Origin of the sequence: Variovorax sp. AB1(2024) (assembly GCF_037482385.2) — a bacterium.
GTDB lineage: Bacteria > Pseudomonadota > Gammaproteobacteria > Burkholderiales > Burkholderiaceae_C > Variovorax.
In genome coordinates this window covers 4,665,873-4,686,836 of record NZ_JBBHKP020000001.1, presented here as the reverse complement: position 1 = coordinate 4,686,836, position 20,964 = coordinate 4,665,873, and the positions used below count along the sequence as shown (strand labels likewise).

Genomic DNA, 20,964 nt, shown 5'->3' with positions numbered 1-20,964 from the left:
AAGCGCTCGGGGTTTCCCTGGTGCCCGTTGCGAGATACGCCGCGGATTCGTGAATGAGTACACGTGCCTGTGTGCGCCTGCAAGCATTGGCAATCTGTGTGAGCCGAATGTGCGCGGGGCGGCAGGACTTGTCGCGTGCTCATGGTTTTCCCGAAGCTGGTGCATGCGCTCGTGCCGCATGCACCGCAATGTCGCTGGGCGCGCGCGAGGGGAACTATTTTTTAGTTCGCCCGTTGCGAAAAACGGTGCTTGGTGCGCGCGCACCGCACTCCTAGCATTCGCCTCGCTGCCTCACATGCCTTCGTCCGCATCGCAAGGCGGCACACAAGAGCCGAACGACTTCACCTCATCGCATCGAAGAAAAGGAATCCGACATGGCCAACCTCCGCGACCCGGGTCGCCGCAGCCTTCTCAAGACGTCGCTCATCGCGGGCGGGCTCTCCGCCGGCGGACTGCTCTCGGTCGACGCCTTCGCGCAGGGCAAGGCGCGCATCAACATGCAGCTGGGCTGGATCGTCGGCGGCAACCAGATCGGCGAAGTGGTCGCCAAGCGCATGGGCTTCTACGAGCAGGAAGGCATCGACTTCGCGATCCAGCCCGGCGGCCCGAACATCGACGGCGTGGCCATCATCGCCTCGGGCCGCTACGAGGTGGGGCAGGTGTCGTCGAGCCCGTCGATCATGCTGGCGGTGTCGCAGGGACTGCCGATCAAGTGCTTCGCGGTGGGCGCGCAGAAGCACCCCTACACCTACTTCTCGCTCGCCAGGAACCCGGTGCGCAAGCCGGCCGACCTGATCGGCAAGCGCGTGGGCATTCCTTCGACGGCGGCCATTCTTCTGCGCGCGCTGCTGGCCAAGAACAAGATCGCCGAGAAAGACGTCAAGGTGGTCTCCATCGGCGCCGACATGTCGCCGCTGCTCACCGGCCAGGTCGACGTGGTGACGGGCTGGCTCACCAACACCACCGCCATCAAGGTGCTGGGCCCCGACATCGCCTCGCTCACGCAGTGGGACGCGGGCGTGCGCCTCTATGCGCTGCCTTACTACGCATCGACCAAGACGCTGGAGACGCAGCCCAAGGTCATCGAGGCCTTCCTGCGCGCCACCGCCAAGGGCTGGCATTACGTGCGCGCCAACCGCGATGCGTCGGTCGACATGCTGGTGAAGGAGTACCCGAACCTCAAGCGCGAGGACGAGCGCGTGGCGGTCGACGCGATGCTCGAATACGCCTTCGGCGGCCTCGCGCAGACGCAGGGCTGGGGCGCGATGGACCCGGCCGTGTGGCAGGAGCAGATCAACACCTACGCGGAGCTGGGCCAGTTCACCGCGCGCACGCCGAAGGTGGAAGACGTGATCTCGCTCGACGCGCTCAAGGCCACCGCCGCCGCGCGCGCCATGAAGGGCTGACGCGCCATGGCCGCCGTTCTCAGTACACCGCCCGCCATCGCCTGCCGCGACATCGGCGTGCGCTTCTTCACCGAGCGCCGCGACGTCACCGCCATCAAGAGCCTGGACCTCGACGTGGCGCAGGGCGAGTTCCTCACGCTGCTGGGCCCCTCGGGCTGCGGCAAGTCGACCTTCCTGCGCGTGGTGGCTGACCTGCTGCAGCCGAGCAAGGGCCGCATCGAGGTGCTGTCTTCCACGCCGCAGGCCGCGCGCAAGAACCGCGACATCGGCTTCGTGTTCCAGGACGCGGCGCTGCTGCCCTGGCGCACCGCACTGCAGAACGTGGAACTGCCGCTGCAGGTGGGCGGCGGCGCAAGCCGCAAGGGCCGCCGCTCGCCGCGGGAGCTGCTCGAGCTGGTGGGCCTGAAGGACCGCCTGAACGCCTTTCCGCACGAGATGTCGGGCGGCCAGCGCCAGCGCGTGTCGATTGCGCGCGCACTGGCCAGCGACCCCAAGATCCTGCTGATGGACGAGCCCTTCGGCGCGCTCGACGAGATCACGCGCGACAGGCTCAACGAAGAGATCCTGCGCGTGTGGCGCGAGACCGGCGTGACCATCCTCTTCGTCACCCACAGCATCCACGAGGCGGCCTTTCTCGGCCAGCGCGTGCTGATGCTGGCCGCCAACCCCGGCCGCGTGCGCGAGATCGTGCCGGTGGAGCTGCCCGCCGAACGCACGCTCGAAATGCGAGAGACCCCCGAGTTCGTCCGACTCACGAGCCACCTGCGGCGCGTGCTGGAAACCTGCTGAGGCCGAAGCCATGAATACCCGTTCCATCGATACGACCGTGCCCGGGGCGCCGGGCGCCATCGGCGCGCCGCCCTCGGCCGATCCCGAATACCTGGCCTGGGCCGCCGCGCGGCAGAAGCGCATCTGGCGCCGCCGCATCCTGCCGGCGCTGGGCATCGTCGGGCTCATCGCCCTGTGGTGGCTGGTGATCGTCGCGTTCGGCGTCAAGCCCTTCATTGCGCCCACGCCGTGGGCCGTGCTGGAAACGCTGTACGCCAAGCGCGACGTGCTGCTCGACAACCTGCTGCCCACGGCCTTCGAGGCGGCCGGCGGCTTCGTGCTGGGCAACCTCGCGGCCATCGCCGTTGCGACGGTCTTCGTGCACAACAAGACGCTGCAGGACATCTTCTTTCCGGTGGTGCTGATGTTCAACGCCGTGCCGCTGGTGGCCAAGGCGCCGGTGCTGGTGCTCATCATGGGCAACGGCATGGAGCCGAAGATCACCATCGCCGCGCTGGTGTGCTTCTTCCCCACGCTGGTGAACATGGTGCGCGGGCTGGAGTCGGTCAACCCGCAGGCGATGGAGCTGATGCGCGTGCTGTCGGCCAGCAAGACCGAGATCTTCTTCCGCCTGCGCCTGCTGAACGCGTTGCCCTACCTGTTCTCGGCCCTGCGCATCGCGGCGTCGATGTGCGTGATCGGCGCGGTGGTGGGCGAGTGGGTGGGTGCCACGGTGGGCATCGGCGCCATGATTCTGCAGGCCACCTTCAACTTCGATTCGCCGCTGCTCTACGCCGCGATCGTGATGAGCGCAACGCTCTCGGGCCTGTTCTTCCTGCTCGTGACGCTGGCCGAACGCTGGGTCATCCGCTGGCAGCCGGAGGCCGCGCCCTGACCGTTCGGGCGCATTCCAAAAACACAACCAGACATTCAACAGGAGATTTTTATGAGCCGTATTGGCGACTGGATGCAGGAGCCCGCGCACGACGTTCGCGTGGCAGCCGAATCGGACGTGGTGGTGGTCGGCGGCGGCCCCGCCGGGCAGGCCGCGGCTTTGGCCGCCGCGCGCAACGGTGCGAGCGTGACGCTGCTGGAGCGCTACAACCACCTGGGCGGCCTGGCCTCGGGCGGCATGGTGCTGGTGCTGGACGACATGTGGGACAGCCACCAGCAGGAGATTTCGGTTCGCGGCATCTGCCTGGAAATGATCGAGCGCATGTCCGCGCTCGGCCTGGCCGAGTACCCGCGCCAGCAGGACTGGGGCACGCTGCCCGAATCGGTGCGCCGCTGGAAGCGCTGGGGCACCTACGACTTCCACAGCAAGGAGAAGCCGCACCCCATCTGCTTCGCCGCCGCCTTCGACCCCGATGCGTGGAAGCGCACGTCGCTGGAGATGGTGCTGCAGGCCGGCATCGACCTGCGGCTGCACTCGTGGTTCTCGCGCACGCTGGTGGAAGACGGCAAGGTCAGGGGCGTGGTCTGCGAAACCAAGGGCGGGCGCGAAGCCATCCTGGGCAAGGTGGTGATCGACACCACCGGCGACCTCGACGTGGCGGCATCGGCCGGCGCGCCGCACATCAGCGGCAGCTACATCGTGACGACCGTGTTTCGCCTCGGCGGTGTCGACACCGAGGAAGCCGAACGCTTCGAGCGCGAGGAGCCCGTGGCCTGGCAGGCGCTGGACCGCGAGATCAAGCACATGCTCGGCGGCGCCTGGGAAGCATGGTGGCTCAAGACGCCGCTGCCGGGCGTGGTGTGGTGCAACTGCCCGCACATGCCGGGCCTCGACGGCCTGAAGGTGAGCGACCTGACGCGCGCCGAGGTGCAGGGCCGCGCCACCATCCACAAGGTGATCGAGTTCGTGCGTGCCCATCTGCCGGGCTTCTCGAAGTGCGTGCTGATCGACATGGCACCGCAGACCGGCATCCGCCAGACCCGACTGCTCGAAGGCGCCTATGTGATGACCAAGGAAGACGTGGCCCAGCGCACGCGCTTCGAGGACAGCGTGGCGCGCGGGCGCGACTACTACTACCCCTACCGCACGCTGCTGCCGCGCAGCGTCGAGAACCTGCTGGTGGCCGGGCGCCACTACTCGGCCACCTCGGCGGCGCAGAAGATCTCGCGCGAGATTCCGCCCTGCATGGCGATGGGCGAGGCCACCGGCACCGCCGCGGCGCTGGTCCTGAACGCCGGCGTGACGGTGCGCGAGGTCGACATCGCGAAGCTGCAGAAGACGCTGCGTGCCCAGGGCGCCGACCCCGGCGACCAGAAGGGGCCGAACGCCGACGTGCCGGCCATCGCCCGTTCTTTCGCGAAGGAGGCCGCATGACGACCGCTGCCGATGCACTGCCGCTGGACGGCATCCGCGTGATCGACTTCACGCAGGTCATGATGGGCCCGGTCTGCACGCAGATGCTGGCCGACCACGGCGCCGACGTGATCAAGGTCGAGCGCAAGGGCGCGGGTGACCTGAGCCGCTCGACCTTCGCGCCGGTGGCGGGTGAAGACAACCCGATCTTCTGCAGCCTCAACCGCAACAAGCGCAGCGTGGAAATCGACCTGCGCGACGCGGCGCAGATGGAGCTGGTGAAGGCGCTGATCGCCGGCGCCGACGTGGTCACCAACAACTTCCGCGCCGGCGTGATGGAGCGGCTGGGCCTGGGCTACGAAGACTGCAAGCGGCTCAACCCGCGCATCATCTACGCGGTGGGCACCGGCTTCGGCGAGACCGGCCCCTACGCCCACAAGGGCGGCCAGGACGTGTTGGCCCAGGCGCTCACCGGCGTGATGGCGCGGCGCGCCGACGCCTCTGTGCCGGTGTCGATCTACCCCACGGCACTGGCCGACTACACCGCCGGCATGCACATGGTGCAGGGCATCCTGCTGGCGCTGCTGCAGCGCGAGCGCACGGGCGAGGGGCAGAAGATCTCGGTGTCGCTCTACAACTCCATGCTGGCCATGCAGATGCAGGAGGCGGCCATGGTGATGATGGAAGACTCCGAGGTGAACTGGGCCGCCATGCCGCTGTCGGGCGTGTTCGACACGCAGACCGGGCCGCTGGTGCTGGTGGGCGCTTTCAAGGCCAACCCGCTGCGCGACATCTGCACCGCGCTGGGCATCGAAGACCTCTCGCTCGACGCGCGCTACGCCACGCTGTCGGCGCAGTTCGAGAACAAGGCGGCGCTGCATGCGATCTTCCACGAGCGCTTTGCGAGCAACACGCGCGAGCACTGGCTTGCGAAGCTCGAAGAGCAGGACCTGCTCTCAGCCCCCGTGCGCGACATGCGCGAGGCGCTGGTCGATCCGCAGACGCTGCACAACGCGATGATCCTCGAGGGCGGCACGCCGTCGGGCCGTGCGCTGAAGTTCATTGCCAGCCCCATCCACATGTCGGGCGCCAGGGCCGGCCTGCGCCGCGCGCCGCCCAGGCTCGGGCAGCACACGGCCGAGGTGCTGGCCGAAGCCCGCGCGCTGATCGAGGAGGCCGATGCATGAGCGTGCTCTACGAAGTCATCGACCACGTCGCCACGGTCACCATCGACCGGCCGGAGGTGCTCAACGCGGTCGACCTGCCGACCGAGGCCGAATTGCAGCGCATCTGGAGCGACATCGAGTCGCGCAGCGACATCCGCGCCGTGGTGCTGACCGGCGCGGGCGAGCGTTCGTTCTGCGCCGGCGCCGACCTGAAGAACACCTCCAACCTCAAGGGCGTGGACTACTGGGCGGCGGCGCGGCCAGGCGGCTTCGGCGGCATCGCGCTGCGCGAGACGCTCGACGTGCCGGTGATCGCGCGCGTCAACGGCCTCGCGCTGGGCGGCGGCTTCGAGATGGTGCTGGGCTGCGACATCGTCGTGGCCTGCGAGGAGGCCAGCTTCGGCCTGCCCGAGCCATTGGTCGGCCGGCTCCCGCTGGACGGCGGCATGCTGCTGCTGCAGCGCCAGATTCCCTACCGCCAGGCCATGGGCATGATGCTCACCGGCCAGCGCGTGAAGGCGCAGCGCGCGCTGGAGATGGGCCTGGTCAACGAGGTGGTGCCCCGCGCCGAGCTCGACACGGCCGTCAACCGCTGGGTGCAGCAGATGCTGGCCTGCGCGCCGCTGTCGCTCAAGGCCATCAAGCAGGTGGTGCGCCGCACCGGCACGCTGGCGCCGGCCGAGGCGCACCGCGTGCGGCTGCCGGCGCTGGTGGCGGCACTGCAGTCGCAGGATGCCGACGAGGGCGTGCTGGCCTTCCAGCAGAAGCGCAAGCCGCAGTGGCTGGGCCGCTAGGCCGGCCGCGTCAGCGAAGGTACGTGCCATGCCCCACGTCATCACCGGCGCCTGCATCGACATCAAGGACGGCGCCTGCGTCAAGTGCTGTCCGGTCGATTGCATCTACGAAGGCGAGCGCACTCTGTACATTCACCCGGATGAATGCATCGACTGCGGCATTTGCGTGTCCGCCTGCCCCACGCAGGCGATCTACGAAGACCTTCGGCTGCCGCCCGAAATGGCACATTTCACGGCCATCAACCGCGAGTTCTTCGCGGCCGGCGTCAGCGGGCTCGGCTCGCCCGGCGGGGCGGCCGACACCGGGCCGGTGGCCTGCGACCACCCCGGCATCGCCCTGGAGCGCGCGAGGCCGGCCGGATGACGCCTGCGCGCGAGGGAGGGCCGGCTGATGCACGCCAGCATCCTCAAATACTTCATCGAAGTGGCGAGCTGCGGCTCGGTGCGCAAGGCTTCGGAGCGGCTCTACGTCGCGGCGAGCGCGGTCAACCGGCAGATCCACAAGCTGGAAGACGAGCTGGGCGTGGAGCTGTTCGACCGCATGCCCAACGGCCTGCGCCTGAACGCGGCCGGCGAGCGCCTGCTCAAGCACGCGCAGGAAACGCTGCACCAGTACCAGGTGATGCGCACCGAGCTCGACGCGCTCAAGGGCGAGCGCACCGGCCACGTGAAGGTGGCGGCCATGGACTCGTTCTTCGAGGAGCTGCTGCCTTCGGCGGTGGAAGACTTCCTGCAGGTGTTCCCGGCCGTCACGTACACCATCACCGCCGTGCAGCCGATGGACGTGCCCCAGATGGTGATGTCGGGCCAGGTCGACGTGGGCATGACCTTCGTGAGCCGGCTGCCCGGCGGCGTGGCGGCGGTGGCGCTGGCCAACCTGCCCATCGGCGTGGTGATGCCGCCGGGCCATCCGCTGGCCAACCACGCGCGCGTGTCGCTGAAGGAGTGCGCGCGCTATCCGTTCCTGCGATCGAGCTCGCACCCGGTCATCAGCGCCGCGCTGTCGCCCGAATTCGCTGCGTTCTGGGACGACATGGAGCCGGCCGCCACCTGCAATTCGACGCCCATGCTCAAGCGGCTGATCATGGCCGGCAAGGGCATCTCGTGCTTCTCGAAGATCGCCTTCATCGAAGACCTGAAGCGCGGCGACCTGATCTGGCGGCCCTTCGAGCTGCCGGCGCTCGACCAGCTGCAGGTCGGCATCGTGGTGCCGTCGCAGCGGGTGCTGCCGCACGTGACGCAGAACTTCGTCGGCCGCATGGCGCGCCGGCTGACCCAGCTGGAGATCGCAGCCGCCGCCGTGTGAACGCGGGTGGCGGGTGCGCCCGTTTTTCAACCCAAGGAGACACGACGACATGAACGATCTGAAGGACAAGGCGGTACTGGTCACGGGCGCGAGCACCGGCATAGGCGCGGCGGTGGCGCGCGCGCTGGGGCAGGCCGGCGCGCGGGTGGCGGTTCACTACCGGGGCAGCGCCGACGAGGCCCGCAATGTGGCGCGCGACATCGAGGCCGCCGGCGGCCGCGCGCTGCTGGTGCAGGCCGACGTGACCGACACCGCCGCCGTCGACCGCATGGTGAAGACGGTGCATGCCGAGTTCGGCCGCATCGACGTGCTGGTCAACAACGCGGGCGGCTTCGTGAAGCGCTCGCCCATCGTCGATGCGGACGACGACTACATCGACGCGGTGTTCCGCCTCAACGCGCGCTCCGTGGTGGCGGTGAGCCGCCGCGTGATTCCGCTGATGGCCGCCAGTGGCGGCGGCGCGATCATCAACGTGACCACGCAGGCCGCGCGCACCGGCGGCGGGCCGGGCGCGGGGCTTTACGCGGCTTGCAAGGGCTTCGTGTCGACCATCACGCGCACCATGGCCAAGGAACTGGTGAAGGAGAAGATCCGCGTCAATGCGGTGGCGCCGGGCGTGATCGAGACGCCTTTTCACGACGGGCATTCGAGCCCCGAGGTGCTGAAGAACTTTGCCAATGCCATTCCCATGGGGCGGCTGGGCACGGCCCAAGAGTGCGTCGGCGCCTTCGTGTTCCTGGCGAGCGAGGCGGCCAGCGGTTATGTGACCGGGCAGGTCATCGAGGTCAACGGCGGGCAGGTGATGCCCTGACGGCCGTGCGCGCCGCTCAGCTCAGGTCGACGTAGCCGCCCAGCTTGCCGCAGTGCAGGCAGCCGAACACGAACACCGCGAAGCTGCGTTCGCGCGAGGGCGTGTCGAGCAGCCATTGCCAGCCTTCGCCGGCATCGAGGTGCGCGTCGTCGCAGGTCTCGCGCACGAAGTCGGCGGCCGGCTCCGACGCCAGCAGCGCGCGGTCGACGTGCTCGATCTCGCCGAGGAAGCGGCCGGCGTCTTTGCAGTGCGCCCACCATCGCTCCTGCTGCCAGCTGAAGAAACTGGGCGTGCGTTGCGACACTTCTTCGATGATGCGCATGGGCAGCTCGACCTCGCCCATGCCCACGCCGGCCGCGTCGTTGAATTCGCCGTCGAACTTCGCCGCGGCCGAGCCGTCGGCGATGCACCAAGGGCAGAAGTGCGATTCGTCGCCGATGGCGTAGAAGCTGCCGTCGTAGATGTAGCCGGTGGCCTGGCCGCAGCACTGGCAGGTTTCGCCGGAAGTACGCATCACGCCCGATTCGAACGGATCGGCGTAGTAGCGGAACACGGGTAGCGCACGCGCAGGGTCGGGCTGCACGGCCTCCGGCACGCGGGCCTGATCGATGGCCGCCTGCAGGTCGCTGGCGTACGGCGCAGAAAATTCGCCGGTGTGCACGTCGAACAGCAGGATGTCTTCGGCGATGCTGCCGCTCGCGGGGTCGCGGCGCACGAAGAGCTGGCGGTACATCGAGTAGTCGTGCGCAATGCTGATGCCGTCGCGCGGAAAGCGCGCGTCCTGCAGCGCGAGCCGTGTGTGGTGGAGAACATCTTCGGCGGTGCGCTTCATCTGCTTGCGGTCGCTGGCGTCGAAGACCGGATGCAGCTGCCACTCGGCATCGCGTTTGCGCGGGTCGCCGAAGCTGCCGCCGTTGGACGCGGCATAGCAGCCTCGCAGGATCGGGGGCAGGGCGGCGCCCAGTTTTTCTTCGAGCGCGCGCAGTGCGCTTTCGGGTGCGGGTGGGGGCTGAGTGTGTCGATTCATGGAGACGAATGAAGGACCGGGTTGCAGTATGCCGAACACCGCGCGGCCGTTCGAACGCCTTCTAGAATCGTCCTCGCATTTCTTCTTGCGGCTGCATGCGGCTCGCCCGGAGCGCAACGCTCCTCCTCACGTTTTTTTCCTTTTGATGCCTTCCAGATTCCGACTCGCTCTTTCTTCCTTTTTTCTTACCCTGTCCGCTGCCACCGTCTGCGCCGCATCCACGCCTCAGCTCGTGCGCGTGCCCGAATCCGAGTCCGAGCGGCCGACGCAAGCTTCACAGGTTCCGGCGCTCGACCGCGCCGTGACCGATTTCGCCGGCCTGGCCTCCGGCTCGTATTACTGGCCTGAAGGCCTGCTGGCAGAACAGCTGATCGCGGGACTTGCATCGCGGCGCCACCGGCAGCAGCAGGCGCTGCCGGACGGCAAGCGTCTGCTGTCGTCGTACCGCTTGCCCAACGGCGGCAGCGAGCGCTCGGCCCTGCTGGTGGACGACCGCAGCGGCGAGGTGCTCGCCGCCGCGCTGGCGCACCGCGAATGCGGTGTGAAGTCGTCGTCCACCGGTTGCCGCGACGACCAGCACGCGGTGCTGTCGATCTTCCTGCGCCCCGGCGTCGATCGCGCACAGGCGCAGCCGCTGGTCGAATGGAGCCGCACGGTGCCGAAGGAAGACCTGGACTCCGGCAAGGAAGAGAAGTTCGAGAAGACCGAGTACACGACCATGGACGCCGCGCACACCAACGCCCGGCCGGTCGCGCGGCCAAAGGGCTTTTCGCAGTCCGTGCCGCTGTATCCGAGGGCTGTGCTGCACTACACCGGACAGGACGCCCTGAGCGACGCGAAGGCCAGGCGCGTGCTGCGCCTGCAGACCGTCGACACCGTGGCGCAGGTGCTCGACTTCTACAAGAAGCTGTCGCCGCCGCTCGAGGGCATGCAGTCTGAAGCGGACGAGCGTTCAGGCTATGTGCTCGGCAGCCTCAAGGGCACCGCCTTCTCCGTCAACGCCAAGGTGCCGCGCGACATGCCGGCCATCACCAACATCGAAATCGAGATCGCCGAATGAGCGCGCTGTTTCCAGGGAAGGCACTGGCCTCGCTGCTGCTCGCCTGCGCGCTCGGCGCCTCCGTGCACGCGGCGCCCGTCACCACCGAGCTGCCTCCGCCCCGGCTGAAGCTCAGCGAACAACCCAAGATCCGCAGCGCCGTGATTGCCATGGTCGGCTATGCGCGCGGCAGCTACACCGATGGCGACAGGCTCATCGCGGCGCAGGTGCTGGACGGCATGCGCTCGCGCTTCGACGTCACGCGCACTGTGTGGCCCGACGGGCGCACGGTGATCGCGTCGGTGAGCGGCGAAGGCCACGGCGAGGAGCGCTCCGCGCTGCTGCTCGACGGCGAAGGTCGCCTGCTGGCGATCGGGCTGGTCAACGGCCACTGCCGCGATTCCACCAAGCGCGACGAACCCAAGGTGTGCAACCCCGACCCCCAGGCCGTGCTGACGATCTTCCATCCCGCCGACGCCAGGCCGTCGGATGCCGAGCCGCTCATCGCATGGGCCAGGACACTGCCTTCGTACCACGCGCTCATGGCCGAGAGCGATGACCCCGCCGAAGCGGCGGCCGCGCAGAAGATCGCCACCGTCGAATACATCGCGGGCCAGCCGACGGCGCCGGGGTGGCGCGATGCGGAGCTCCCGGCGGGTTTTCCGGCTTCGTTGAAGCCGCTGCTCGTGCAGGCGGGGGAAGTGAACAGCACCGCCAGCGCCGGCAAGATCGTGATGCCCAAGGGGCTGGCCGGCAAGCCGATGTACACCGACCGCGAGAACGCCGAGCTCAAGGGCGCCCGCTGGCCCGATGCCGAAGTGACGCTGCGCAGCTACGCGGCATTCGACGACCTGGTCGCCACCTACCGCGAACTGGCCAAGGGCGCGACCCTGGAAGCCGGCAACAGCGAGCGCGAGGCCGTGTTCAGCGGCACCGACGGCGCGGGCCGCTACACCGTGCGGCTGCGCGATGCGAAGGAAACCGGCGTGTTCATCACGGTGTCGAGCTGGAAGCGCAAGTAGCGATGCGCAGCCAGGGCCAGCGCGACTGGTAGTCGCGCGCCTTCGCGTTGAACATCTCCGGCATCGGCAGCAGCGGATTCATGCGCAGGATGCCGGCGGCCAGGTCATCGAGCCCGTCGGGCGCGTAGAGCGAGCCGTCGGCCAGGTCGATACCCACGCGGGTGCAGGCGATGAGGTAGCGGTCGATGCCGTCGCGCGCGGACCGCAGGCGCGGGTACGGCGCCTTGAAGCGCTGTTCGTACCAGAGGTGCACGCGCGCCTGGTTCTTGACCTCGACGGTCGCACCCAGGTCGGCGACGGCTTCGTGCACGCGGCGGATGACGGCGTCTTCAGCCTCCCATGACAGGTCGCTGTCGTCGAAGTAGAAGACGTCGTAGTCCTTCACGCCCCAGCCCGGCGGCCGGCCGGCAGTGTGGTTCCAGGTGGCCTGGAACAGGCAGCCGGCGGTGAGAAAGCCCTGTTTCAGGCCGAGGCCGGGGAGGCGTTTTGCGAGCGCCGCATTGACGGGGTCCTGCATCGCCTGCGCGATGAGGCCGTCGGGCGTCAGCGCCAAGGCGATCAGCCGATCTCGGCGATCAGTTCGATTTCCACGCAGGCGCCCATCGGGATCTGCGCCACGCCGAAGGCGCTGCGTGCATGCGCGCCCTTTTCGGGGCCGAAGACTTCGGCGAAGAACTCGCTCGCGCCGTTGGTCACGAGATGCTGCTCGGTGAAGGTGCCGACCGAGTTCACGAGGCTCATCACCTTGAGGATGCGCTTGACCTTGTTCAGGTCGCCCACGGCGGCGTGCAGCGTGCCCAGCAGGTCGATGGCGATGGCGCGTGCGGCCTGCTTGCCTTCTTCGGTGCCGATGTTGGCGCCCAGCTGGCCGGCCCAGACCTTGCCGTCCTTCTTGGCGATGTGGCCGGAGAGGAACACGAGGTTGCCGGTCTGCACGAAGGGCACGTAGGCGGCGGCGGGGGCGGCGACCGGGGGCAGGGTGATACCGAGGCTGGAAAGTTTGTCGTAAACGCTCATGGAGACTCCTTGTCTTGGGATTGCGATTGTGTCTGTGTTTGCGGTACCGCCTCGAGCACTTCCCCCACCGGCTGCACGGTCACGCCGACGCGCAGCGTGTGCCTTGCGCCGCCATGGAGTACGCCGCGCATCGGCGACACGTCGGAGTAGTCGCGGCCGATGGCCAGCGTGACGTAGTCCTCGCCGGGCTGGCGGCCGTTGGTGGGGTCGAAGTCGGCCCAGCCGCCGGGGCTGTTGCCGCCGTCCCCGCTCTTGCCGGGCAGGTACACCGACACCCACGCATGCGAAGCGTCGGCGCCCACCAGCCGGGGCTGGCCGGGCGGCGGCTGCGTGAGCAGGTAGCCGCTCACGTAGCGCGCCGGCAGGCCCATGGTGCGGAAGCACGCGATCATGATGTGGGCGAAGTCTTGGCACACGCCCTTGCGCTGCGCGAGAGCCTCGACGGCGGGGGTGTTGATCTCGGTGCTGTCGGCGTCGTAGTCGAAGTCTTCGTACATGCGCACGGTGAGGTCCATCGCCACGTCGAAGGCGGGCCGACCGGGCACGAAGCTGGCGCGCGCATAGGCGGTGAAGTCGTCGTGCCGCGGCACGTAGGGCGACGGAAAGACGAACTCCGAGGCGGCGTCGAAGGTGGCGTCCTTGCGGAAGCGGAAACGCTCGCGCACCGCCTCCCAGGGCAGCTCGCGCGCGATGGCCGGCGAGAGCACGGGCACCGAGGTCTCGACCACGCTCTCGGCGGTGACGACCAGCTTGTCGTGCGTGGCCTCGAGCGCGAAGAAGGCGCGGGTGTTGCCGTAGAGGTCGGGCGTTTCGTTGCGCTGCGCGGGCGTCGGCTCGATGGAGAGCTTGTGGCTCACCAGGCGCTGCGAGTCGGTGGCCAGCGGCCTCAGGTGGGCCAGGTGCTGTGCCGTCTCGACCGGCGGGGAGTATTCATAGCGGGTTTCGTGCGTGACGTGCAGCAGCATGGCGTTGGCCCCGGCTCGTTGGCTACTTGCCCGCTTGCTTCGGCTCGGTGCCGAAGTGCGAGGCGTAGATCCTGGCGTAGGTGCCGTCGGTGCGAATTGCCTCGAGGCCCTGGTTGATCCTGGCGAGCAACTCGGCGTTGCCCTTCTTCACGGCAATGCCGTACTTCTCCACCGGGAAGCTGGCGTCGCTCACCGTCTTGAAGCCGCCCGCCGCGTTGTTCGCGAGGTAGTGCACGACCACGCCGTTGTCGGCCACCACGGCTTGCACGCCGCCGGCTTCCAGCTCCTTCAGCGCGAGCGGGGTCGACTCGAAGCGCTTGATGGCGGTGCTCGACTTGCCGAGCAGCTTGCCGACCACTTCGTCGCCGGTGGTGCCGTTCTGCACGCCGACCTTCAGGTTCTTGATGTCCTCGAACCTGGCCACGGGCGAATCGCTCTTGACTGCGATCAGCTGCTTGGCGTCGAAGTACGGCTGCGAGAAGTCCATCGTCTGGCGGCGCTCGTCGGTGATGGTGATGGCCGACACCAGCAGGTCGCGGTCACCCTGGTCGAGCGAGTTGAAGATGCCTTCCCACGGCGTGTTGACGAACTTGACTTCGAGCCCGGCCTTCTGCGCGACCGCTTTCACCACGTCGATGTCGAAGCCCACGATGTCGCCCTTGTCGTTCTGCGATTCGAAGGGCGTGTAGGCGGCGTCGGTGCCGACCACGAGCACGCGGGCGGCGGCCGGCGGTGGCGGCGCGCTGGCGGAGGCGGCGGGCGTGGCCGCATCCTGCTTGCCGCAGCCCGCAATGGCCAGGGCCGTGAGCAGCGCGGCGGCGGTGAGTGCGAAGCGGCGGTTGATGATGTTGCTGGGCATGGATGTCTCCTGGATCTGTCGGGAAACGCCGCGGAACCGGCTTTGCCGGGCCGCGGGCGTTGCCCCCGGTGAGGGGGAGTGCGAAGCGACACGAAGTGCGCGAAGCATGGGGGAGAGCGAGTTCACGCGCCGACCGAGCGCAGCGATTCCGAAGTGAGGGTGAAGTAGCGCGTGCCGATGGCGTCGGACACGTGGTACGCGGCCGACTCGCAGTTGGCCAGCAGTTCGGCCAGGGCCGGGTAGTTGGCGTCCGGGCCGGCGGCGCAGAGGTGTTCGAGCGTCCAGCCGGCCGGGTCGGGCAGCTCGTACGACAGGGCGGTGAGCTTGCCCGGCGCGCTGCCGGCCAGCCGCGCGATGCGTCCGCGCAGCGTCTGCGTGACCCAGGCGAGCGAGCGCGGGTTCTCGGCGTCGAGCACCAGCAGGTCGACCATGGTGGCGACGTCGCGGCGCTGCTGGTAGCGCGCATGGAAGGTGATGGTGCTGTCGAACAGAGCCACCATCGCCTCGAAGCCGCTCACCTCGTGCACCGCGCCGTTCTCGAAGCCGGCCTGCAGCGCGTTCGACAAAAAGCCCAGGCGCTCGATGTGGCGGCCGATCGACAGCAGCCGCCAGGCGTCGTCGCGCGTCATGCGGTCGGTCTGCGCGCCGGTCATGGCGGCCAGCGCGGTGCTGGCGGATTCGAGCGCGCGCAGCGCGGCGCTGGAGGCGAAGCTGCCTTCGCCGGCCTGCTCGGCGGCGCGGCGCAGGAATTCGGTCTCGGCGCGAACGATCTGGTTCCAGTTGTCCTGCGACAGCCGCTCGCGCACGGCGGCCGCGGCCTGCCGGATGCATCGCAGGCTGAAGCCCACGCTGCCGCCGCGGTCGACGTCGCCCAGCTCGGCGATGAGCGCGCGCTCGAACACGCGGCGCGACTTCGGCGCGCTGGGCGCCTCGGCCGGCACCAGCGCATTGCGCAGCGCCACGCGGTGCAGCCAATCGAGCAGCGGACGCGACGACTGGTCTTCGCCGCCCAGCAGGTTGAGCGTGAGGCGCGCCATGCGCACCGCGTTCTCGGCGCGCTCGGTGTAGCGGCCGAGCCAGAACATGTTCTCGGCGGCGCGGCTGGTGACCGGCGCGCGGTGCCGTGCCAGCGATGCCGGCGTGGCATGCGGCTGCAGCAGCGTGGTGCGGTCGACTTCGCCGAGCGTCTGCACCCACACGTCGGCGCTGCTGCCGCCGCGCTGCATGGAGGCGATCTGTGCGTCGGGCCCCGCGAGCCGGGCCAGGCCGCCGGGCAGCACGCGCCACGACTGCGCGCCGTCGCTCACCGCGAACACGCGCAGCATCACCGCGCGCGGCGCGATGTGGCCCGGGCCCAGGTCGTTGGCCCAGGTGGGCATCTGCGACAGCGGCTGGTAGCCCTGCACGGTGTGGACGTCGCCCTCGCGCACGATGCGGCCGGCCCACTCGTCGAGCTCGCGCCGGCCGAGCTGGCTGCCGAGCACCGCGTCGAAGCTGGCGCGGCCTTCGAACCCGGGGTAGGTGGGCTTGATGGCGCAGTCGGCCAGTTGCGGCAGCACGGCTTCGAGCGCGGCGCGCTCGCCGCACCACCAGGTGGGCAGTGCGGGCAGCTTGAGCTTCTCGCCGATCAGGCGGCGCGCCAGCCCCGGCAGGAAACCCAGCAACGCCGGCGATTCGAGGAAGGCCGAGCCCGGCATGTTGGCCACCAGCACGTTGCCGGCGCGAATGGCCTGCAGCAGGCCGGGCACGCCGAGCGTGGAGTCGGGCCGCAGCTCCAGCGGGTCGAGGAACTGGTCGTCCAGCCGCTTGATGAGGCCGTGCACCGGGCGCAGGCCCTGCAGCGTCTTGAGGTAGAGCCGCTGGTCGCGCACGGTGAGGTCGCTGCCCTCGACCAGCGTGATGCCCAGGTAGCGCGCGAGGTAGGCGTGCTCGAAGTAGGTTTCGTTGTACGGGCCGGGCGTGAGCAGCGCGATGTGCGGCGGCACGCCGGCCGGGCACATGCGCTGCAGGCCTTCCATCATGGCGCTGTAGGTGGCGGCCAGGCGCTGCACCTGCAGCGCCTCGAAGGCCTGCGGAAACTGCCGCGTGATGGCCAGCCGGTTTTCGAGCAGGTAGCCCAGGCCTGAGGGCGCCTGGGTGCGCTGCGACACCACCCACCAGTTGCCGTCGGGGCCTCGCGCGAGGTCGAAGGCGGCGATGTGCAGCCAGGTGTCGCCCGGCGGCTTCACGCCGTGCAGGGCGCGCAGGTAGCCGGGGTGGCCGCGCACCAGCGCCGGGGGAATGAGCCCCTCGGCCAGCAGCTGCTGCGGGCCGTAGACGTCGGCCATCACCCGGTCGAGCACCCGCACGCGCTGCAGCACGCCGGCCTCGATCTGGCTCCAGCTCTCGGGCGAAACGATCAGCGGGAACAGGTCGAGCGACCAGGGGCGCTGCGGGCCGTTGGCGTCGGCGTAGACGTTGTAGGTGACGCCGTTGTCGCGGATCTGCCGCTCCAGGCTGACGGCGCGCCGAGGCAGGTCGTTGAAGCCGCCGGGGCCGAGCTGTTCGAAGAAGTCGTGCCAGGCGGGCGTGAGCGGCGGTTGCTCGCTGGAAGGCTCCTGGGACTGTGACTGCGTCTGGGACTGAGATTGCGACTGAGAAGACGAAGGCGAAGGCGAAGGCGACTGCGAAGGCGCCGGCCGCTGCTCCGCGGCGGCGTCGTAAAGCAGCGGGGCTGCGGCGGGCGCGGCCGCGCCACCCGCCGGCCGGGAGGCCGTCACCGGGGTGGCCTGCCCGCGCAATTCGTCGAAGTGTCCGGGCTGGGCGGCCGGGGCGAGCGCCGACGCCAGGGCCGCTGGAAATTCCAGTGCCTGGGCGCCGAACAGGGATTCGTTCAAGGGTTCCACAGGAGGGGGATTGTCACACCGCCGTCACGGCCCGGCCGCTTCGGCGGTGTGGTAGGCACCCCTTCAGCGCCGCAGGTCGAGCGTGAACGGGAACTCGCGGCTGCCCGGCAGCTCGATGGTGGCCGGCGGCGTGCGCATGAGGCCGGGCGTATGGCCGGTGCGCGTGAAGCGCGAATGGCGGCGGCTCTCGGCCTCGTAGGCGTTGACGGGGAAGGTGTCGTAGTTGCGGCCACCCGGGTGGGCCACGAAATACTGGCAGCCGCCCAGCGAGCGCTTCATCCAGGTGTCGACCAGGTCGAAGGTCAGCGGGGCATGGGCCTTGATGCTGGGGTGCAGCGCCGAAGGCGGGTTCCAGGCCTTGTAGCGCACGCCGGCCACGAATTCGCCCGTCACGCCCGTGGGCTGCAGCGGCAGCACCTTGCCGTTGACGGTGACGACGTGGCGGCTTTCGTTCAGCCCGGTCACGCGCACCTCGATGCGCTCCAGCGAGGAATCGACATAGCGCACCGTGCCGCCGGCCGAGCCTTCCTCGCCCATCACGTGCCAGGGCTCCAGCGCGTTGCGCAGCGACAGCTCCACGCCCATGGCCTGCATCTGGCCCACCAGCGGGAAGCGGAACTCGAAGTGCGGCGCGAACCAGTCGGGGTCGAAGGCGAAGCCGGCCTGGCGCATCTCGCTGATGACGTCGTCGAAGTCCATCTTGACGAAGGTCGGCAGCAGGAAGCGGTCGTGCAGCTCGGTGCCCCAGCGGGTGACGGGCGCCTTGTAGGGCTCGTCCCAGAAGCGGGCCACCAGCGCGCGGATGAGCAGCTGCTGCGCAATGCTCATGCGCGCATGCGGCGGCATCTCGAACGCGCGCAGCTCCAGCAGGCCGAGGCGGCCGGTGCTCGAGTCGGGCGAATACAGCTTGTCGATGCAGAACTCGCTGCGGTGCGTGTTGCCCGACACGTCGATCAGGATGTTGCGCAGCGTGCGGTCGACCAGCCATGCGGGCATGTTCTGGCCGTAGATCTCGCGGTTCTTGGCAATTTCCTTGAGCGCGATTTCGAGCTCGTAGACCTGGTCGTTGCGGGCCTCGTCCACGCGCGGCGCCTGGCTGGTCGGGCCGATGAACATGCCCGAGAACAGGTAGCTCAGCGACGGATGGTTGTGCCAGTAGAGCAGCAGGCTGGCCAGCAGTTCGGGCCGGCGCAGGAAAGGGCTGTCGGCGGGCGTGGCGCCGCCCATCACGAAGTGGTTGCCGCCGCCGGTGCCGGTGTGGCGGCCGTCGGTCATGAACTTCTCGGCCGACAGGCGGGTTTCGAACGCGGCGTTGTAGAGGAACTCGGTGTGGGCGACCAGTTCCTTCCAGTTTTGGGCCGGGTGGATGTTGACTTCGATCACGCCGGGGTCGGGCGTGACGGCCAGCATCTTCAGGCGCGGGTCGCGCGGCGGCGGATAGCCTTCCATCACGATGCGCACGCCCAGGTCGCGCGCGGTGGCTTCCACCGCGGCGACGAGGTCGAGGTAGTCCTCCAGGCGCGCGAGCGGCGGCATGAAGACGTAGAGCACGCCTGAGGCGTTGCCCTTCTTCTCGGCCACCGGGCCGTTGGCGCGGCGCGGGTCGCGCACTTCGACGCACAGCGCGGTGCGCGTGACCCAGTGGGCGGATTCGCCGCGCAGCGGCTGGCGGGTGGTGGGCTTGTCGGTGGCGTCGTCGGTTGCCGATGCTTCGCCGCTTGCCGCATCGCCGGGGCTTTGCATGCGCAGCGAGGCGGGCACCACGGGCGGCGTGCCGAAGGTGTAGGGCACGTCACCGAGGCCGGCGGCACCAGCGGCGGCACCAGCACCGGCGGCGGCTGCGCCGGCGGTGTAGCGCGCGCGGTAATCGGCCGCGCTCGGCAGTGCGCCGCGCGGCGCGGTCGGGTCGCGCTCGATCAGGTAGGGGTAGTCGCCCTTGCTGGCCCAAGGCTGGGAGTCGAGCGGCAGGCGGTAGCCCATGGGCGAGTCGCCGGGAATCAGGTAGAGCCGGTCGTCGCGCAGGAACCAGGGGCCGGTCTTCCAGGCCGGGCCCGCCAGCGCGGGAGCGTCGCCGTTCGCATTGCCGGGCTCGATGGGCAGCATGTAGCCGATCACCGCGTCGAGCTTCTGCGTGAACACGCGGCGCAGGCGCACGCGTTCGAGTTCGTCGTCGAGCTTCGAGTCGAAGGGGTCGACATTCACCGGCAGGCGGCGTTCGCGCCAGAGGTAGTAGTAGATGTCTTCGTAGCCGGGCTGGATGTAGCGCTCGGTCAGGCCGAGCTTGTGCGCCAGCACGGTGGTGAAGCGGCGTGCGTCTTCGCTGGTGTAGTGGGTGGGAAAGCGTTCGTCGGCGAACAGCTCGGGGTCGTGCCACAGCGTCTGGCCGTCGGCGCGCCAGAAGATCGACAGCGCCCAGCGCGGCAGCTGCTCGCCCGGATACCACTTGCCCTGGCCGAAGTGCAGGAAGCCGCCCTTGCCGTACTCGGCGCGCAGCTTGTGCACGAGCTCGGTGGCGTAGCCGCGCTTGGTGGGGCCGAGGGCGTCGGTGTTCCACTCGGGCGCGTCGCGGTCGCTGGTGGCCACGTAGGTCGGCTCGCCGCCCATGGTGAGGCGCACGTCGCCGGCCTTCAGGCGCGCATCGACCGCGTCGCCGAGGGTCAGCACCTCGGCCCATTGCTCTTCGGTGTAGGGCTTGGTGACGCGCGGCGATTCGTAGATGCGCGTGACCTTCATCTCATGGCCGAACTCGACCTCGGATTCGTCCACGCCGCCCTCGATGGGCGCGGCGCTCGATGGCGTGGGCGTGCAGGCCAGCGGGATGTGGCCTTCGCCGGCCAAGAGGCCCGAAGTGGCGTCGAGGCCGATCCAGCCCGCGCCCGGCAGGAACACCTCGCACCAGGCGTGCAGGTCGGTGAAGTCGACCGTGGTGCCGCTCGGGCCGTCGAGCGCCTTCACGTCGGGGGTGAGCTGGATCAGGTAACCCGAGACGAAGCGCGCGGCCAGTCCGCAGTGGCGCAGCAGTTGAACCAGCAGCCAGCCCGAGTCGCGGCAGGAGCCGCTGCCGTTGGCCAGCGTTTCTTCCGGCGTCTGCACGCCGGGCTCCATGCGGATCAGGTAGTTGACGTCTTTCTGCACCTGCTGGTTGATGCCGACCAGGAAGTCGATGGTGCGCTGTTCCTTGCGCTCGACCTTGTCGAGGTAGGCCTCCAGCAGCGGCGTGACCGGGTCGGCCACGAGGTAGGGCGCGAGCTCCTCGGCCTGCGAGGCCGTGTACTTGAAGGGGAAGTTCTCCGCCTGCGGCTCGAGGAAGAAGTCGAAGGGGTTGTAGACCGCCATTTCGACCACGAGGTCGACAGTGACCTTGAACTCGCGTGTCTTCTCGGGAAACACGAGCCGCGCCTGGTAGTTGGCGAACGGGTCCTGCATCCAGTTGACGAAGTGCTCCGCGGGTTCGACCCGCAGCGAATACGAGATGACGTTGCTGCGGCAATGCGGCGCGGGACGCAAGCGCACGACCTGAGGGCCCAACTGCACCAGGCGGTCGTATTTGTAATGGGTGACGTGGTGTAGAGCGGCGTGGATAGACATGCG

At 69.0% G+C, this 20,964-nt stretch carries 18 protein-coding genes; 11 read left to right on the top strand and 7 right to left on the bottom strand.

The features are described from left to right. Positions 1-374: 374 nt before the first annotated feature. Genes WIX39_RS21795 through WIX39_RS21755 form a run of 9 tightly spaced genes read left to right on the top strand, consistent with a single transcriptional unit; the run spans position 375 to position 8,559 of the window. Positions 375-1,406 (top strand): ABC transporter substrate-binding protein, encoded by a 1,032-nt coding sequence (locus tag WIX39_RS21795; RefSeq protein WP_081267183.1) that lies wholly within the window; start codon positions 375-377, stop codon positions 1,404-1,406. Between the two features lie 6 nt (positions 1,407-1,412). Then, a complete protein-coding gene (locus WIX39_RS21790; protein WP_081267182.1) occupies positions 1,413-2,195 on the top strand; it encodes an ABC transporter ATP-binding protein in 783 nt (260 codons plus the stop codon). A 10-nt stretch (positions 2,196-2,205) separates the two neighbouring features. After that, on the top strand, positions 2,206-3,069 hold the full coding sequence (locus tag WIX39_RS21785; RefSeq protein ID WP_285409724.1) for an ABC transporter permease: 864 nt from the start codon (positions 2,206-2,208) through the stop codon (positions 3,067-3,069). Between the two features lie 51 nt (positions 3,070-3,120). Continuing rightward, positions 3,121-4,503 (top strand): FAD-dependent oxidoreductase, encoded by a 1,383-nt coding sequence (locus tag WIX39_RS21780; protein ID WP_409195822.1) that lies wholly within the window; start codon positions 3,121-3,123, stop codon positions 4,501-4,503. Then, positions 4,500-5,669, top strand: coding sequence for a CaiB/BaiF CoA transferase family protein (locus WIX39_RS21775; protein ID WP_409195821.1), 1,170 nt, complete (start codon positions 4,500-4,502; stop codon positions 5,667-5,669). Before WIX39_RS21780 ends, WIX39_RS21775 begins: the two co-directional genes overlap by 4 nt. Then, on the top strand, positions 5,666-6,442 hold the full coding sequence (locus WIX39_RS21770) for an enoyl-CoA hydratase-related protein (protein WP_409195820.1): 777 nt from the start codon (positions 5,666-5,668) through the stop codon (positions 6,440-6,442). Before WIX39_RS21775 ends, WIX39_RS21770 begins: the two co-directional genes overlap by 4 nt. 28 nt (positions 6,443-6,470) lie before the next feature. Beyond that, entirely contained in the window at positions 6,471-6,806 is a 336-nt protein-coding gene (gene fdxA / locus WIX39_RS21765; protein WP_285409730.1) for a ferredoxin, read from the top strand. Positions 6,807-6,833: 27 nt separating this feature from the next. Further along, positions 6,834-7,748: a LysR family transcriptional regulator gene (locus WIX39_RS21760; RefSeq protein WP_106933957.1), complete on the top strand. Its 915-nt coding sequence runs from the start codon at positions 6,834-6,836 to the stop codon at positions 7,746-7,748. Positions 7,749-7,797: 49 nt separating this feature from the next. Beyond that, positions 7,798-8,559, top strand: coding sequence for an SDR family NAD(P)-dependent oxidoreductase (locus tag WIX39_RS21755; RefSeq protein ID WP_409195819.1), 762 nt, complete (start codon positions 7,798-7,800; stop codon positions 8,557-8,559). A gap of 16 nt (positions 8,560-8,575) precedes the next feature. Here WIX39_RS21755 and WIX39_RS21750 read toward each other — a convergent pair whose 3' ends face one another. Then, complete coding sequence (locus tag WIX39_RS21750) at positions 8,576-9,586, bottom strand: CbrC family protein (protein WP_409195818.1); 1,011 nt, start codon at positions 9,584-9,586, stop codon at positions 8,576-8,578. Between the two features lie 301 nt (positions 9,587-9,887). On the opposite strand from WIX39_RS21750, the gene WIX39_RS21745 reads away from it, so the two are divergent. Both WIX39_RS21745 and WIX39_RS21740 read left to right on the top strand, forming a co-directional pair. Further along, positions 9,888-10,646 (top strand): hypothetical protein, encoded by a 759-nt coding sequence (locus WIX39_RS21745; protein WP_409195817.1) that lies wholly within the window; start codon positions 9,888-9,890, stop codon positions 10,644-10,646. Further along, positions 10,643-11,647: a hypothetical protein gene (locus WIX39_RS21740; protein ID WP_409195816.1), complete on the top strand. Its 1,005-nt coding sequence runs from the start codon at positions 10,643-10,645 to the stop codon at positions 11,645-11,647. The genes WIX39_RS21745 and WIX39_RS21740 overlap by 4 nt, the downstream gene beginning before the upstream one ends. Here WIX39_RS21740 and WIX39_RS21735 read toward each other — a convergent pair. From WIX39_RS21735 to WIX39_RS21710, 6 genes are all read right to left on the bottom strand, one after another. Continuing rightward, the gene (locus tag WIX39_RS21735) at positions 11,619-12,200 is read right to left on the bottom strand and encodes a nucleotidyltransferase family protein (RefSeq protein WP_409195815.1); all 582 of its coding nucleotides are present in this window, start codon (positions 12,198-12,200) and stop codon (positions 11,619-11,621) included. The two genes, WIX39_RS21740 and WIX39_RS21735, sit on opposite strands and share 29 nt — an antisense overlap. Positions 12,201-12,205: 5 nt before the next feature. Beyond that, complete coding sequence (locus WIX39_RS21730; RefSeq protein WP_409195814.1) at positions 12,206-12,664, bottom strand: RidA family protein; 459 nt, start codon at positions 12,662-12,664, stop codon at positions 12,206-12,208. Further along, the gene (locus WIX39_RS21725; protein WP_081267170.1) at positions 12,661-13,629 is read right to left on the bottom strand and encodes a transglutaminase family protein; all 969 of its coding nucleotides are present in this window, start codon (positions 13,627-13,629) and stop codon (positions 12,661-12,663) included. The genes WIX39_RS21730 and WIX39_RS21725 overlap by 4 nt, the downstream gene beginning before the upstream one ends. Positions 13,630-13,651: 22 nt before the next feature. Next, on the bottom strand, positions 13,652-14,488 hold the full coding sequence (locus WIX39_RS21720) for a basic amino acid ABC transporter substrate-binding protein (protein ID WP_409195813.1): 837 nt from the start codon (positions 14,486-14,488) through the stop codon (positions 13,652-13,654). A gap of 122 nt (positions 14,489-14,610) precedes the next feature. Then, on the bottom strand, positions 14,611-17,373 hold the full coding sequence (locus WIX39_RS21715) for a circularly permuted type 2 ATP-grasp protein (protein WP_409195812.1): 2,763 nt from the start codon (positions 17,371-17,373) through the stop codon (positions 14,611-14,613). A gap of 63 nt (positions 17,374-17,436) precedes the next feature. Further along, a complete protein-coding gene (locus WIX39_RS21710) occupies positions 17,437-20,961 on the bottom strand; it encodes a DUF2126 domain-containing protein (protein WP_409195811.1) in 3,525 nt (1,174 codons plus the stop codon). Between the last annotated feature and the right edge of the window lie 3 nt (positions 20,962-20,964).

What these genes read in the sequence shown, in the direction of transcription:
- fdxA (WP_285409730.1), top strand. Translation starts at nt 6,471, where the DNA reads ATGCCCCACGTCATCACCGGCGCCTGCATCGACATCAAGGACGGCGCC.
- WIX39_RS21790 (WP_081267182.1), top strand. Translation starts at nt 1,413, where the DNA reads ATGGCCGCCGTTCTCAGTACACCGCCCGCCATCGCCTGCCGCGACATC.
- WIX39_RS21785 (WP_285409724.1), top strand. Translation starts at nt 2,206, where the DNA reads ATGAATACCCGTTCCATCGATACGACCGTGCCCGGGGCGCCGGGCGCC.
- WIX39_RS21755 (WP_409195819.1), top strand. Translation starts at nt 7,798, where the DNA reads ATGAACGATCTGAAGGACAAGGCGGTACTGGTCACGGGCGCGAGCACC.
- WIX39_RS21740 (WP_409195816.1), top strand. Translation starts at nt 10,643, where the DNA reads ATGAGCGCGCTGTTTCCAGGGAAGGCACTGGCCTCGCTGCTGCTCGCC.
- WIX39_RS21710 (WP_409195811.1), bottom strand. Translation starts at nt 20,961, where the DNA reads ATGTCTATCCACGCCGCTCTACACCACGTCACCCATTACAAATACGAC.
- WIX39_RS21720 (WP_409195813.1), bottom strand. Translation starts at nt 14,488, where the DNA reads ATGCCCAGCAACATCATCAACCGCCGCTTCGCACTCACCGCCGCCGCG.
- WIX39_RS21760 (WP_106933957.1), top strand. Translation starts at nt 6,834, where the DNA reads ATGCACGCCAGCATCCTCAAATACTTCATCGAAGTGGCGAGCTGCGGC.
- WIX39_RS21730 (WP_409195814.1), bottom strand. Translation starts at nt 12,664, where the DNA reads ATGAGCGTTTACGACAAACTTTCCAGCCTCGGTATCACCCTGCCCCCG.
- WIX39_RS21775 (WP_409195821.1), top strand. Translation starts at nt 4,500, where the DNA reads ATGACGACCGCTGCCGATGCACTGCCGCTGGACGGCATCCGCGTGATC.
- WIX39_RS21795 (WP_081267183.1), top strand. Translation starts at nt 375, where the DNA reads ATGGCCAACCTCCGCGACCCGGGTCGCCGCAGCCTTCTCAAGACGTCG.
- WIX39_RS21725 (WP_081267170.1), bottom strand. Translation starts at nt 13,629, where the DNA reads ATGCTGCTGCACGTCACGCACGAAACCCGCTATGAATACTCCCCGCCG.
- WIX39_RS21750 (WP_409195818.1), bottom strand. Translation starts at nt 9,586, where the DNA reads ATGAATCGACACACTCAGCCCCCACCCGCACCCGAAAGCGCACTGCGC.
- WIX39_RS21770 (WP_409195820.1), top strand. Translation starts at nt 5,666, where the DNA reads ATGAGCGTGCTCTACGAAGTCATCGACCACGTCGCCACGGTCACCATC.
- WIX39_RS21780 (WP_409195822.1), top strand. Translation starts at nt 3,121, where the DNA reads ATGAGCCGTATTGGCGACTGGATGCAGGAGCCCGCGCACGACGTTCGC.